The organism is Halococcus agarilyticus, assembly GCF_000334895.1.
Taxonomy (GTDB): Archaea; Halobacteriota; Halobacteria; order Halobacteriales; family Halococcaceae; genus Halococcus; species Halococcus agarilyticus.
Genome location: NZ_BAFM01000016.1, coordinates 1 through 13,134 on the forward strand (window position 1 = coordinate 1; position 13,134 = coordinate 13,134).

General features: G+C 66.7%; 12 protein-coding genes. 11 read left to right on the forward strand and 1 reads right to left on the reverse strand.

Going from position 1 to position 13,134, the window contains the following annotated elements:
* The first annotated feature begins 598 nt into the window (after positions 1-598).
* The 7 genes from hisC to TX76_RS12910 all read left to right on the forward strand — a co-directional run bounded on the left by hisC (position 599) and on the right by TX76_RS12910 (position 6,777).
* The gene (hisC, locus tag TX76_RS12880; protein WP_049902912.1) at positions 599-1,690 is read left to right on the forward strand and encodes a histidinol-phosphate transaminase; all 1,092 of its coding nucleotides are present in this window, start codon (positions 599-601) and stop codon (positions 1,688-1,690) included.
* Positions 1,687-2,241: an adenylate kinase family protein gene (locus TX76_RS12885; protein ID WP_049902913.1), complete on the forward strand. Its 555-nt coding sequence runs from the start codon at positions 1,687-1,689 to the stop codon at positions 2,239-2,241. The genes hisC and TX76_RS12885 overlap by 4 nt, the downstream gene beginning before the upstream one ends.
* A gap of 19 nt (positions 2,242-2,260) precedes the next feature.
* Positions 2,261-2,878 carry a CDP-alcohol phosphatidyltransferase family protein gene (locus tag TX76_RS12890; protein ID WP_049902914.1) on the forward strand — a complete coding sequence of 206 codons (618 nt, stop codon included), beginning with the start codon at positions 2,261-2,263 and terminating at the stop codon, positions 2,876-2,878.
* A 46-nt stretch (positions 2,879-2,924) separates the two neighbouring features.
* Positions 2,925-3,461, forward strand: coding sequence for a multiprotein bridging factor aMBF1 (locus TX76_RS12895; protein ID WP_049902915.1), 537 nt, complete (start codon positions 2,925-2,927; stop codon positions 3,459-3,461).
* 88 nt (positions 3,462-3,549) lie between these two features.
* Entirely contained in the window at positions 3,550-4,197 is a 648-nt protein-coding gene (gene tpiA / locus TX76_RS12900) for a triose-phosphate isomerase (RefSeq protein WP_049902916.1), read from the forward strand.
* Between the two features lie 83 nt (positions 4,198-4,280).
* Positions 4,281-5,996 (forward strand): acyl-CoA synthetase, encoded by a 1,716-nt coding sequence (locus TX76_RS12905; protein ID WP_049902917.1) that lies wholly within the window; start codon positions 4,281-4,283, stop codon positions 5,994-5,996.
* A 55-nt stretch (positions 5,997-6,051) separates the two neighbouring features.
* Positions 6,052-6,777: a ribosome assembly factor SBDS gene (locus tag TX76_RS12910; RefSeq protein ID WP_049902918.1), complete on the forward strand. Its 726-nt coding sequence runs from the start codon at positions 6,052-6,054 to the stop codon at positions 6,775-6,777.
* 82 nt (positions 6,778-6,859) lie between these two features.
* Here TX76_RS12910 and TX76_RS12915 read toward each other — a convergent pair whose 3' ends face one another.
* Positions 6,860-7,285 carry a hypothetical protein gene (locus tag TX76_RS12915; protein ID WP_049902919.1) on the reverse strand — a complete coding sequence of 142 codons (426 nt, stop codon included), beginning with the start codon at positions 7,283-7,285 and terminating at the stop codon, positions 6,860-6,862.
* Positions 7,286-7,497: 212 nt separating this feature from the next.
* Here TX76_RS12915 and hflX point away from each other — a divergent pair, with 212 nt between their 5' ends.
* From hflX to TX76_RS12930, 4 genes are all read left to right on the forward strand, one after another.
* Positions 7,498-8,787, forward strand: a complete 1,290-nt coding sequence (hflX, locus tag TX76_RS12920; protein ID WP_049902920.1) for a GTPase HflX — start codon at positions 7,498-7,500, stop codon at positions 8,785-8,787.
* 108 nt (positions 8,788-8,895) lie between these two features.
* Positions 8,896-9,066 carry a hypothetical protein gene (locus TX76_RS17645; protein ID WP_154019073.1) on the forward strand — a complete coding sequence of 57 codons (171 nt, stop codon included), beginning with the start codon at positions 8,896-8,898 and terminating at the stop codon, positions 9,064-9,066.
* Between the two features lie 123 nt (positions 9,067-9,189).
* Entirely contained in the window at positions 9,190-11,253 is a 2,064-nt protein-coding gene (locus TX76_RS12925) for a hydantoinase/oxoprolinase family protein (protein ID WP_049902922.1), read from the forward strand.
* A complete protein-coding gene (locus tag TX76_RS12930) occupies positions 11,250-13,106 on the forward strand; it encodes a hydantoinase B/oxoprolinase family protein (protein WP_049902923.1) in 1,857 nt (618 codons plus the stop codon). The genes TX76_RS12925 and TX76_RS12930 overlap by 4 nt, the downstream gene beginning before the upstream one ends.
* Positions 13,107-13,134: the final 28 nt, after the last annotated feature.

Sequence of the window (13,134 nt, forward strand, 5' to 3'; positions counted from 1 at the left end):
CCGCAGTTCCAACCTGGCCAAGACCTGCCGACAACCCCAGACCACTGATGCTTGCCGCCCCCACCGTCCGGAGATAATTCCGTCTCGTTGCACTATTGAATCGTTCTGAATTGGAATTTGTGTTACTCGAATCTCCCATCAATAAATGACACCTGAATTACATATGAATGGTCCAACACGAAATGCAATAAGCTTTGTGTAATACCGTTCACAATGGTTTTGTAGGTGTCTGAAGTATCGTTGTGAGTGCAGGTTGATATTATATTGAGGAGTCGGTCATGGGAGCCTAAGAGGCAAGCGAACACACGCATGCGCCCCCTTGAAAACGATAAGGGGCAGTATCTCGTTAGGCAAGCAGTCCCCCACCTGCAGGCGTCAGCGAGAGTGATTCACCGAGAGTCGACGACCAGGCGAGTTTCGTCGGTACCAATGTGCAATCGGTCGTCATCGATCCACGATCCGGCGTGTTGGTGGAGCCACGAGAGTCGAGACCGTCAGTCGATCGGTGGCTGAACTCGTCACGACCGTCTTCCTCGACGGCGATCTCGCCTCGCGACCGTGTGAGCACGCTTAAGCCCCGGCGTCCGTTCGTTCCGGTATGCAGACACGGGATCTCTCCGCGCACGCCGTCTACCGGGCCGGCGAGGGGGCAGAGGAGGTCGCGCGCGAACTCGGACTCGATCCCGACGACCTCGTGAAGCTCTCCTCGAACGAGAACCCCCACGGCCCGAGCCCGAAGGCGATCGAGGCGATCCGTGAGGCCGCGAGCGAGGTCCACGTCTACCCCAAATCCGCCCACACCGACCTCGTCGCGGCGATCGCCGCGGAGTGGGAACTCGATCCGGCTCAGACCTGGCTCGCGAACGGCGGCGACGGCGCGCTCGATTACCTCTCGCGCGCGCTGCTCGATCCCGGGGACCGGGTGCTCGTTCCCGAACCGGGGTTCGCCTACTACGGGATGAGCGCACGCTATCACCACGGCAAGGTGGGCACCTACTCGCTCCGGGCCGAGGACGGCTTCGCGCAGGACGCCGATCGGGTGCTCGATGCCTACGACGGCGAGCGGATCGTCTACCTCACCAGCCCGCACAACCCGACCGGAACGGTCGTGGACCTCGCGGACGTCGAACGGATCGCCGACGGCACGGACGGGGACACGCTCGTGGTCGTCGACGAGGCCTACGGCGAGTTCGCCGAAACGCCGAGCGCCGTCCGGCTAATCGAGGGCCGCGACGGGTGGGACGCTCGCGAGGACGTCGCGGTACTCCGCACGTTCTCGAAGGCCCACGGCCTCGCGGGGCTCCGGCTGGGCTACGCGATCGTTCCCGAGCCGTGGGCCGACGCCTACGCACGGGTGAACACGCCGTTCGCGGCGAACACGGTCGCCTGTCGGGCCGGTCTCGCCGCGCTCGACGATCGCGACCACGTCGAGCGCACGGTCGAGTCGGCGGTGTGGGCGCGCGAGTACCTCGACAGCGAACTCGATGCAAGGACCCACGAGAGCTCGGGCAACTTCGTGCTCGCCGACGTCGGCGACGCGACCGCGGTCGCCGAGGCGACCCAGCGCCGTGGCGTGATCGTTCGGGACTGTACGAGCTTCGGGCTTCCCGACTGTATCCGGCTCTCGTGTGGCACCCGGGAGGAAACCGAGCGGGCAGTCGAGGTGTTGAACGAGGTGCTCGTGGGGTGAGGGTCGCCGTCACCGGAACGCCGGGCACCGGCAAGACGACCGCGACCGATCGACTCACCGAGAACCGCGAAAACGCCGACACGATCGACGCAGCCGATGGCCTCGACGTCGTCCACCTGAACGAGGTCATCCGCGAGGAGGGGCTGTCGACCGGGACCGATACGGAGCGCGACAGCCTCGTGGCGGATCTCGATGCGGTCGACGCGTGGCTCGACGAACGGACGACGAACGCACGGGTCACGCTCGTCGAATCCCACCTCGCCCACCGGCTCGATGCCGATCGCGTGATCGTCCTTCGATGTGATCCCGCCGAACTCGAAGACCGCCTCGCCACACGTGGGGAACCCGACGCGAGTATCGCGGAAAACGCGGAGAGCGAAGCGCTCGACGTGATCCTCGGCGAAGCGGTCGAGCGCCACGGCCGAGAGGCAGTGTACGAGATCGACGCGACCGACCGCGCGCCCGAAGACGTTGCGGGCGAGATCGCGGCCGTCGTCGCTGGCGAGCGCGAGCCGAGCGCCGGAACCGTCTCGTTCGTCGAGTATCTCTGACCATGCATCTCGATCAGCCATGACACTCGATGGGTATCGCTCGACCGCGGATCGGCTGCTGGAGCCGTTCGTCGGCCTCGCGGTCCGGGCGGGACTGACGCCGAACGCCGTGAGCGTCGTCGCGTTCGGCTTCGCGGTCGTGGCGGGCGTAGCGTACGTCCTCGCGGGCGGTGAGCCGCTGTGGTATCTCGTCGGCGCGGTCTGTGTGGGGTGCAACGGCACGCTGGACCTGCTCGACGGCGCGCTCGCGCGCCGGCTCGGGACCGCCTCGCCCGCGGGCGACCTCCTCGACCACGTCCTCGATCGGTACGCCGACCTCGTGTTGGTGGTGGGGCTCGCGCTCGGCGTCTCGCGTCCCACGCTGGGGCTCGCCGCCGTGACGGGCGTCCTGCTGACCTCCTATCTCGGCACCCAGGCGCAAGCCGTGGGTCTCGATCGGGTGTACGGGGGCTTGCTCGGACGGGCCGACCGGCTCGCACTGATCGGGATCGTGACCGGACTCGCGGCGTTCGTCCGGCCCGAAATCGTGGATTTGGGTCCCGTGGGCTGGCTGCTCGTCGTCTTCGCGGTCGTCGGCCACCTCACCGCGTTCCAGCGGCTCTACTACGCGCTCGAAGCGCTCGCTGCCGACGGGTGAACCGGGTGGCGGACGTTTTATACGCACCGACGGCCTCCGTCGAGGCATGGTCCAGTGTGAGATGTGCGGTGCGGAGACCGATTCTCCGACGACGGTGAAGATCGAGGGTGCGGAGATCGACGTCTGCGACGACTGCGCCGAGTTCGGGACCGAGGTGCGCCAGCCCGCGTCCGAGAGCACGTCCACCAAGTACTCGACGGGGTCCTCCGACGGCGAGTCGAGCGCGTCCTCCGGTGGGAGCGGGGCGAGCGGATCGAGCGGTGGTGGCTCGACCTCGCGCGGGCCGGACATGTTCGACGACATGGAGGAGGTCGCCCAGGACTACGACGAGCGCATCCGGAGTGCGCGCGAGGCGAGCGGGCTGAGCCAGGAGGAGCTCGCGAAGGAGCTGAACGAGAAGGCGAGCCTCATCCGGAAGCTCGAACGCGGGTCGATGCTGCCGAGCGACAGCGTCCAGAGCAAGCTCGAACGCCGGCTCGACATCGCACTCACGGAGGGCGGCGTCGAGGACACCGACTGGGAGGGTGGCTCCGCGAGCGGCGAGTACACCCTCGGCGACGTGGTGCAGCGAAAGGACTCCTGAGAGGACCTGAGCCGAACGCGAGCGCCGACAGCCCGTTCGGTCGCGGTGATCGCACAACCTATTTGATGGGGGCGCACCCCGACTCGGTATGTTCGTCCTCGTCAACCTGAAGGCGTACCCGTCCGATCCCCTCGAAGTCGCGACCGCAGCGCGCGACGTCGCCGAGGAGTCGGACGTTCGGATCGCTGTCGCGCCACAGGTCGCAGACATCGGACGCGTGGCCGAGACGGGCGTCGAGACGTGGGCCCAGCACGTCTCGCCCGTGGAACACGGCAGTCACACCGGCAGCACGCTCGCCGAGGCGGTCGCGGACGCGGGCGCGGTCGGCACGCTCGTGAACCACTCCGAACGCCGGCTCCGGCTCGCCGACATCGACGGTGCGCTCGACGCGGCCGATCGCGCCGGCCTCGAAACCATCGTCTGTGCGAACAACCCCGATCAGATCGGCGCGGCGGCGGCGCTCGGTCCCGACGGCGTGGCGGTCGAACCACCCGCACTCATCGGCGGCGACGTCTCGGTGAGTCAGGCCGATCCCGAAATCGTGGAGGGAGCGGTCGAGGCCGCTGCGGCAGTCGACGATGCCGTGGACGTGCTCTGTGGCGCAGGCATCTCCTCGGGCGAGGACCTCGCGGCCGCCGGCGACCTCGGCGCGACTGGCGTCTTGCTCGCGAGCGGCGTGGCGAAGGCCGACGAACCAGAGGAAGCGCTCGTCGATCTGGTCGAACCGCTCGCGTAGGGCCGGATGGCTGAAACGGGAACGCGAGCCGTGGCGCGAAATCAACACCATGATTGATTAGGGACGTGGACGGTGGTCGAGACATGGCAGCACACAACCTGTCCGATTACGAAACCACACGCGAGGAGTTCGCGTGGGACGATATCTACGCCGAGGCCGACTGGGACGCGCCCAGCGAGCTGAACGTCGGCCACGAGGTCTGTGATCGACACGCCGACGGTACTGGTCGAACTGCGCTCCAGTACGCCGGCACCGACGGCGAGCGCGAGACGATGTCCTTCGACGAACTCGCGGAGCGCTCGAACCGGTTCGCGAACGTGCTCGAAAATCAAGGCGTCGAGCGGGGCGATCGGGTGTTCACCTACATGCCCCGAATCCCCGCTCACTACGTCGCGCTGATCGGCACGCTGAAGCGCGGGGCGGTGTTCGGCGGCGTCAACGAGCGCTTCGGCCCCGACGGCATCGCCTACCGGCTCGACGACTGCGACGCGACCGCCGTGCTGACGACCGCGGCCAACCGCGAGACCGTCGAGCGCGCGCTGGAGGACGCGCCATCCGTGGCGACAGTCATCACGGTCGAACGGGACGACGGTGCTGGTGAGGGAGACGGCGACGATAGCGATGAGGACGCCATCGCCGACGGCGACGTGCAGTACGCCGACGCGATGGCCGACGCGAGCGCCGAGTACGAGGCCGCCAGGACGAACGGCGAGGACGACGCGCTGCTCTACTACACCAGCGGGACCACGGGCCCCGCGAAGGGCGTCCGCCACAAACACCGGTGGGTCGCGGGGGTCGCGGCCACCCAGCGGTTCGCGGTCGATCTCACCGACGACGATCTCTACTGGTCGACCGCCGATCTCGGCTGGCTGACCGGCCCGATCAACGTCCTCGGGGCGTGGTTCTGGGGCACGAGTCAGTTCACCTACGAGGACGAGTTCGATCCCGAGGCATGGGCTACCCTGCTCGACGAGTTCCCGATTTCCGTCCTTTTCAGCGTGCCGACGGCCTACCGGATGCTCCGGACGAACGAGGCCGTGCTCGACGGCGTGGATCTCGATCTGCGCCACGCGCTCTCGATCGGCGAACCCCTCTCGGCGGGTGTGGTCGAGTGGGGCGAGGCTTCGCTCGGCGTCACGATCCTCGACACCTACGGCCAGACCGAGACCGGCAACATGGTCATCAACAACTACCCGACGATGGAGCTCCGGCCGGGGAGCATGGGCAAACCTCTGCCGGGTATCGAGTCGGCCATCGTCGATCCCGAGACCGGCGAGGTGCTTTCACCCGGTGAAACCGGCGAGATCGCCCACCGTGGCGAATTCCCGTGCTTTTTCGCCGGCTACTGGGAGAACCAGAAGAAAACCGACGCGTGTTTCGTCGACGGGCCGAACGGCGAGTGGTATCTCTCGGGCGACCTCGCGCACAGGGACGAGGACGGCTACTTCTGGTTCGAGGGGCGTGCCGACGACGTGATCCTCTCCTCCGGCTACCGGATCGGCCCCTTCGAGGTCGAGTCCTCGCTGGGTGAACATCCTGCAGTAACCGAGGCCGCTGTCGTCCCGAAACCACACCAGGAGCGCGGCAACATCGTCAAGGCGTACGTCGTGCTCACCGACGGCCACGACGCCAGCGACGAACTCGCCGAGGAGCTCAAGACTCACGTCCGCGAGGAGCTCTCAGCCCACGAGTACCCGCGGGAAGTGGAGTTCGTCGACGACCTCCCGAAGACCGTCACCGGAAAGATCCGCCGGACCGAGCTCCGCGATCAAACTGTCGACCCGACCGCGGACGACTGATCGCCGCTCGCCGTCGGGGAGAAACGACTTGTAGCTTCGGCTCGCACGGCCGGGCATGATATCGCTCGACGAGGCCGTGACGGCGCGCCTCGAATCCCACGGCGCGCGTTTCGAGGTCCTGGTCGATCCCGACGCCGCACTCGCGATCAAACGCGGCGAGTTCGAGGGCGACCTCGAGGACGTGATCGCCGCCGAGGACGTCTTCGAGAACGCCTCGCGCGGGGATCGACCCGCCGAATCCGACGTCAAGGAGGTGTTCGGGACGACCGAACCCCTCGACATCATCCCCGAGGTGATCCAGGAAGGCGAGATCCAGATCACCGCCGAACAGCGCCGCGAGATGCAAGAACAGAAGCGACGCCAGCTCATCAACACCATCGCGCGCAACGCCGTCAACCCTCAAATGGATGGCGCACCTCACCCGCCGGACCGGATCGAATCCGCCCTCGAAGAGACCGACTTCCGGATCGATCCGATGGAGCCGGCCGACAGCCAGATCGACGAGGCGCTCGACGCGCTTCGTCCTGTCATCCCGATCCGATTCGAGGAGGTCACGATGGCCGCCCAGATCCCCGCCGACCACGCCGGCAGCGCACAGGCCCAGATCCGGCAGTTCGGCGATCTCGTTCGCGAGGAGTGGCAGAACGACGGCTCGTGGATCGGGGTGGTGGAGTTCCCGGCGGGCCTCCAGAACGACTTCTACGAACTCGTCAGCGAACAGTCCGGTGGCGAGGGCGAGACCAAGAAGATCAGGGACGAAGAGGACCTCCGAACGCGATAGTCGGCGGCGTTTCGCTCTCGATGCGGGCGTGTCAGGAAACGCTTCCCGCAGTCTCCGAAGCGGTAGATGCGAGCGCGGCCCCTCAGGACTGTCGGATCCGATGTACCGCATACCCAAGCAGACCAGCGGCCACCGCCAACCACCACTGCCACGGGATTCGATACTCGATGATGCCGGCGAGGACCGCCACGCTGTACACGAGGAAAACGAATGCGACCCCGAGTTGCGCTTCAAGTGGGATTCGGTAAAACGAACGGTCCTCCGAAACTGCTGCATCGGTCGAGCCGGTTCGGGATGGATCGTTCTCGGGAAACCTGAGATAATGCACCAGATAGCCGAACGCGCCAGCGGCCACCGCGATCGATACAACTGCTGGCATTCGGTATACGATGACGTCCGCGAGACCTGCTGCACTGTACACGGCAACAACGAGTCCGAACCCGAGGAACGCCTCGAACGGAATGTGGAGAAACGAACCGCTCCGAGAGTCCGTTGTATCGGTTGGCATGATTCTATGTCGATCGTTTCGGAGCCACGATTTCGTGGCGGAAAATAATACCGATTCGCGCGTGCGCCTGGTCCACGATCGAGTAGTTCGATAGCTCACTCTTCGCGAACGGTCTGGAGACATTGCGGTGACGTCCGCGAACGGAGGCCGGGATTGAAGACGCTCGGCGGCGTAGCGCCGGACGATCGACGCGACAGCGCGTCGGACACCACATGAAGGCCATCATCGCAAAGCGGGTCGACACTGGCACCGCCGACACCGGGGAGATCACCGACCTCGCGAGAGCAGCCGACTACGAGGTCGTCGGGGTGATCACCCAGACGAGGACCGAGGACGCCGGGCTCCACTTCGGCGAGGGGAAGGTCGACGACCTCGCGGCGCTCGTCACCGAGACCGGCGCTGGAACCGTGATCTTCGACAACCGGCTCGGACCTTATCAAACCTACAACCTCGGTGGACGACTCCCCGACGACACCGCGGTGATCGATCGCTTCCGACTCATCCTCGAGATCTTCGGCCAGCGCGCACGCACCCAGAAGGCTCAGTTGCAGGTCGAACTCGCGGAGCTCCGGTACGAACTCCCGCGCGCGGAGGCGAAGACCAGCCTCGCCAAACGTGACGAACGCCCCGGGTTCATGGGACTCGGCGAGTACGACGAGTCGCGCGAACAGGACATCAAAGCCCAGATCAGCGCGATCCGCGAGGAGCTCGACGGGATCGAGGAGACCGAACAACACCGGCGAGAGCAGCGTCGGGAGTCGGGGTTCGACCTCGTGGCGCTCGCGGGCTACACCAACGCCGGGAAGTCGACGCTCCTCCGACAGCTGGCGGCCGACGTGGCGGTCGACGAGAACGAGGATCTCCACCCGGATCTCGAACCCACCGCCGAGTCCGAGGACCGGCTGTTCACGACGCTCGGAACCACGACTCGCCGGGCGGCGATGGACAGACCAGTCCTGGTGACCGACACGGTCGGGTTTATCGCTGATCTCCCTCACTGGCTGGTCGAGTCGTTCAAGTCCACCCTCGACTCGGTGTATCGGGCGGATCTCGTCCTGCTGGTGGTGGACGCGAGCGAGTCGGTCGAGGAGATGCGCGAGAAGCTCGTCACCGCCCACGACACGCTCTACGAGCGCAACGAGGCCCCGATCGTCACGGTGTTGAACAAGACCGATCTCGTGCATCCCGACGAACTGGCCGAAAAGCGCGACGCGCTGTCGTCGCTCGCGCCGAACCCTATTACTGTGAGCGCTGCCGAGGCCGACGGGATCGACGGCCTCCTCGATCGGATCGAGCGCGATCTCCCCGACTACGAGCGAGAGCGCCTCGTGCTCCCGATGACCGACGAGACGATGAGCCTCGTCTCGTGGATCCACGACCACGCCCGGGTCGAGGACGTCTCCTACGGCGACCAGGTCACCGTCTCGTTCGCGGCGCGACCGGCCGTGATCGAGCGCTCGCGCGACAGGGCCGGCGACCTCCCAGTCCCGGAGTCCGCCTGACCCACCGCACCGGCGGATCGGTCCCACGACCTGTCTTCTCCGGGAACCGCACCATTCATCAGAAAAGTTTATGCCGTACTGCCGCAGCAACGTATGTGAGTTCGTCTCATGACCGAAGAGTCACGTTCCGCGGCGGGGATCGACCTGGCGGATCTCGGGCGGTGTCGGCTCCACGGACTGCTGTTCGACCGAGCCGTCACCGACGAGTGTCCGCTCTGTGAGTACGAGCGTGCGGAACGGGTGGCGCGATCGCGTCACGACGGACACGGATCCCGCTGAGCGTCGCCGACGGGGATCACGGTGGCCGAGCACGGTTCGTCGGCAGCCTAGGTACAAATACCCCCAACAGGGGTTGGGAGAACGCTTACGCGGCGACGACGACTTGGAGTGATACGATTTCACATGGCATCCAACCTCGGAGTGGACGTCGGCGGCACCTTCACCGACGTCATCGTGTTCGACAAGGACACGCACGAGCTCACGATCGACAAGGTGTTGTCGACGCCGGCGAACCCGTCGGAGGGCGTACTCGCCGGCGTGGAGGAGGCGACCGGGAAGGCCGGTGCGTCGGTGGCCGATCTGGAACTGCTCTTTCACGGAACGACGGTCGTGACGAACATGCTGCTCGAGGAGACCGGCTCGCGCGTCGGCCTCATCACCTCGGACGGCCACGAGGACATCCTCCACCTCGCACGGGCGTGGACGCCAGGTCCGCTGTACGGCTGGATGGACATGGAAAAGCCCGATCCGCTCGCCGACCTCGTGGACACGCGCGGGGTTTCGGGTACGATCAGTTCGCCCGAGGGAGAGGTGACCGAGCCGCTCGACGAGGCCGCGGTCCGCGAGACGGTGCGCGACCTCGCCGACTCGGGAATCGAATCGCTGACCGTCGCGCTGCTCAACTCGTATCTCAACCCGGCACACGAGGAACGCGTTCGGGAGATCGTGGCGGAGGAAGCCCCGGAGCTGCCGGTGTCGATCTCGGCGGAGATCGTTCCCGAGTACGGCGAGTACGAGCGGACGCTCACGACGGTCATCAACGACTACGCCCGCCCGCACGTCATCGACTACCTCGACGAGCTCGACGCCGCGCTCGAAAGTGCTGGCTCGACGGCGACGATGAACGTCGTCCGCTCGGACGGCGGACTGATGAGCTCCGGGGCGGCGAAGAACCATCCCGTCGAGCTCGCGCTCTCGGGCCCGAGCGGTGGCGTGGTCGGCGCGGCGACCATCGCGGAGAAGAAGGGCGTTCCCGACGTTCTGACGCTCGACATGGGCGGCACCTCGACGGACGTCTCGCTCGTCGAGGACTACACGGCCGAGACGACCCGCCAGACCAAGGTCGGCTATCGCGAGTTCAAGTCCCGGGCCGTCGACGTGAACACCGTCGGGGCCGGCGGCGGCTCGATCGCGCGCATCCAGCTCAGCGGCTCGCTCCAGGTCGGCCCGGAGAGTTCCGGTGCGAACCCCGGCCCGGCCTGCTACGGCCAGGGCGGCGATGAGCCGACGGTGACCGACGCCAACGTCGTTCTCGGGCGCATCCCGCCGATGGTCCAGCTCGGCGGCACGATGGAGCTCGACCGCGAGGCCGCCCACGAGGTCATTGAGGACATCGCCGACGAACGCGAGAGTTCGGTCGAGGAGGCCGCACAGGCCATCCTCGACATCGTGAACGAGAACATGCACAGCGCGCTCCGGGTCGTCTCGGTCGAACGTGGCTACGACCCGCGCGAGTTCGGTCTCGTCGCCTTCGGCGGTGCCGGCCCGATGCACGCCAACGCGCTCGCCGACGTGATGGGTGCCTATCCACTGGTCGTCCCGCCGGGACCGGGCGTGATGAGCGCCTTCGGCTTCCTCACGAGCGACGTCCAGAACGAGTTCTCCGAGACCTACCTCGAAACCGACCGCGACGTCGACGGCGACGACGTCCACGCCGAACTGCTGGCGCTCCGCGAGGAGGCGACCGACTGGCTCGACTCGGAGGGCGTCGACGAGACCGACCACGTCTTCGAGTACTACGCCGACTGCCGGTACTTCCGCCAGGACATCCAGATGTCGATCCCCATCGATCTCGACAACCTCCGGAGCGAGACGGGCCTCGCCGAGATCAAGGCCGACTTCGAGGCACGCCACGACAGGCGGTTCGGCTTCTCGCTCGACGCCCCCCTCGAAATCGCCAACCTCCGCGTCATCGGGAAGGGTACCGTCGAGGGCGTCACCATCGAAGAACACGACCTGACCGAGGAGGTCCCGAGCGCGGCGAAGGTCGACACCGACGAGGTCTACTTCGACGGCGAGTACCACGAGACCGGGATCTACGACCGGGCGGAGCTGCTGCCGGGCAACGAACTCGACGGTCCGGCGATCGTGGTCGCGGACGACGCGACCATCGTGGTGCAGCCCGATCACGTCGCGACCGTCGACCGCTACGCCAACGTCGAGATCAACCGAGGTGATGGTCAATGAGCACCGAAACCCCCGAGTTCGTCGGCGAGCACGACATCGACGCGACGACGCTCGACATCGTCGAGAGCACGCTCGAAAACACGCGCCACGAGATGGACCGCGTGCTGGAGACGACGGCGATCAGCCCCGTCATCCGCGAGCAGTCCGACCAGTTCCCGCTCATCGCCGACCCGGAGGGTCGGATGGTGATGGGGCAGTTCGGCTCCGCCATCGAGACCATCATCGACAACGCCAGCTTCGGCTGGGAGGACCTGGAGGACGGCGACGTCGTCGCCACCAACGACCCCTACATGTGCGCGGGCGCGATGTCACACACCCCCGACATGCTCCTCCTGCGCCCGATCTTCTACGAGGGCGAGCGCGTCGGCTTCGCCAGCCAGTGGGGCAATCTGATGGACGTCGGCGGCAAGACCCCCGGCAGCATGCCCGTCGAGGCGACCACCATCTTCGAGGAGGGGATGCGCCTCCCACCGGTCAAACTCTACAAGGAGGGTGAACTCGACGAGGGGCTCCTCGAAACCTTCGCCCACAACACCCGCCTCCCGGACCACGCTGAGGCCGACATCAAGGCGCTCGCGGCGGGGACCGCGGCCGCCGAGGAGCGCGTTCAGGAGCTCTGCGAGCGGTTCGGGCCGGAGACCTATCTGGAGGGATGTGACGCGGTGCTCGATCGGACCCGCGACGGGATGATCGACCTCATCCGGGAGTTCGTCCCCGAGGGCGAGCGCTACACCTTCGAGGACCGCGTCGACGACGACGGGATGGGCAACGGCCCGATCAAGCTCCACCTCGAGATCTACCGCGAGGGCGACACCGTCCACCTCGATTGGGAGGGGACCGACGACCAGGTGCCCGGGACCGTGAACTTCCTCCTGAACGAGAAGATGTTCAAGATGTTCACCGGGGTCTTCCTCATCATGGCGTTCGACCCGCTCCTGACGTTCAACGACGGCTACTACGACCTCTTCGAGGTGAACCTCCTCGAGGGGACCGTCGTCCAGCCGGAGTTCCCGGCGGCGCTCGGCAACCGGCTGCCGCTGATGGCGCGGCAGTTCGACGTGCTCCAGGCCACCTTCTCGAAGCTCATCGACGGGTTCTCGGTCGCCGGCAGCTACGGCACCTCGCCCAACTTCGTCTACGCCGGCGTCGACGCCGAGGGCAACCAGTTCCAGATGCTCGAGATCCTCTACGGCGGGATTCCCGCGAGGCCGGGTGGCGACGGGCTCGACGGCCACTCGTGGTGGCCGCTGTTCCGAACGGTGCCCGCCGAGTACCAGGAGGCGTACTACCCGCTGACCATCGACGAGTACAGCACCCGCGCGGACACCGGCGGGGCTGGTCGCCACCGCGGCGGCCACGGCATCTCGAAGGTGTACACCTTCGAGGAAGACGGCGCGATCACGTTCCAGGACGACCGTGCCCACACCTACCCGTGGGGCGTCGACGGCGGGACGCACGGCGGAACGAGCGAGAAGACACTCGTCCGCACCGATGGCACCGAGCTGGAACTCCCCTCGAAGGCCGAGAACGTCCCCGTCGAGCCTGGCGACAAGCTCGTCTTCAGCACCGCCGGTGGTGGCGGCCTCGGCGACCCCCTGGAGCGCGATCCCGAACTCGTGGCCCGAGAGGTCCGTCGCGGCCTCGTCACCGAGGCGGCCGCCCGCGAGGAGTACGGCGTGGTTCTCGACGAGGACGGCAGCGTCGATCGAACGGCCACCGAAGACCAGCGCGAGGACGTCCGCGAGAACCGCGACGAGCTCGCAGCGTTCGACTACGGGCCGCTGCCGGACGACGACGAGCTCGAAGCACGGATCGCCGAGGAACGCCGCGAGTTCGACCAGCGCGACGGTTGAGCCCTCGGCACCATTTCGCTACATCCCA

Coding starts and splice junctions, on each gene's coding strand:
- hisC (WP_049902912.1), top strand. CDS start 599: ATGCAGACACGGGATCTCTCCGCGCACGCCGTCTACCGGGCCGGCGAG.
- hflX (WP_049902920.1), top strand. CDS start 7,498: ATGAAGGCCATCATCGCAAAGCGGGTCGACACTGGCACCGCCGACACC.
- TX76_RS12925 (WP_049902922.1), top strand. CDS start 9,190: ATGGCATCCAACCTCGGAGTGGACGTCGGCGGCACCTTCACCGACGTC.
- tpiA (WP_049902916.1), top strand. CDS start 3,550: ATGTTCGTCCTCGTCAACCTGAAGGCGTACCCGTCCGATCCCCTCGAA.
- TX76_RS12905 (WP_049902917.1), top strand. CDS start 4,281: ATGGCAGCACACAACCTGTCCGATTACGAAACCACACGCGAGGAGTTC.
- TX76_RS17645 (WP_154019073.1), top strand. CDS start 8,896: ATGACCGAAGAGTCACGTTCCGCGGCGGGGATCGACCTGGCGGATCTC.
- TX76_RS12915 (WP_049902919.1), bottom strand. CDS start 7,285: ATGCCAACCGATACAACGGACTCTCGGAGCGGTTCGTTTCTCCACATT.
- TX76_RS12890 (WP_049902914.1), top strand. CDS start 2,261: ATGACACTCGATGGGTATCGCTCGACCGCGGATCGGCTGCTGGAGCCG.
- TX76_RS12910 (WP_049902918.1), top strand. CDS start 6,052: ATGATATCGCTCGACGAGGCCGTGACGGCGCGCCTCGAATCCCACGGC.
- TX76_RS12930 (WP_049902923.1), top strand. CDS start 11,250: ATGAGCACCGAAACCCCCGAGTTCGTCGGCGAGCACGACATCGACGCG.
- TX76_RS12895 (WP_049902915.1), top strand. CDS start 2,925: ATGGTCCAGTGTGAGATGTGCGGTGCGGAGACCGATTCTCCGACGACG.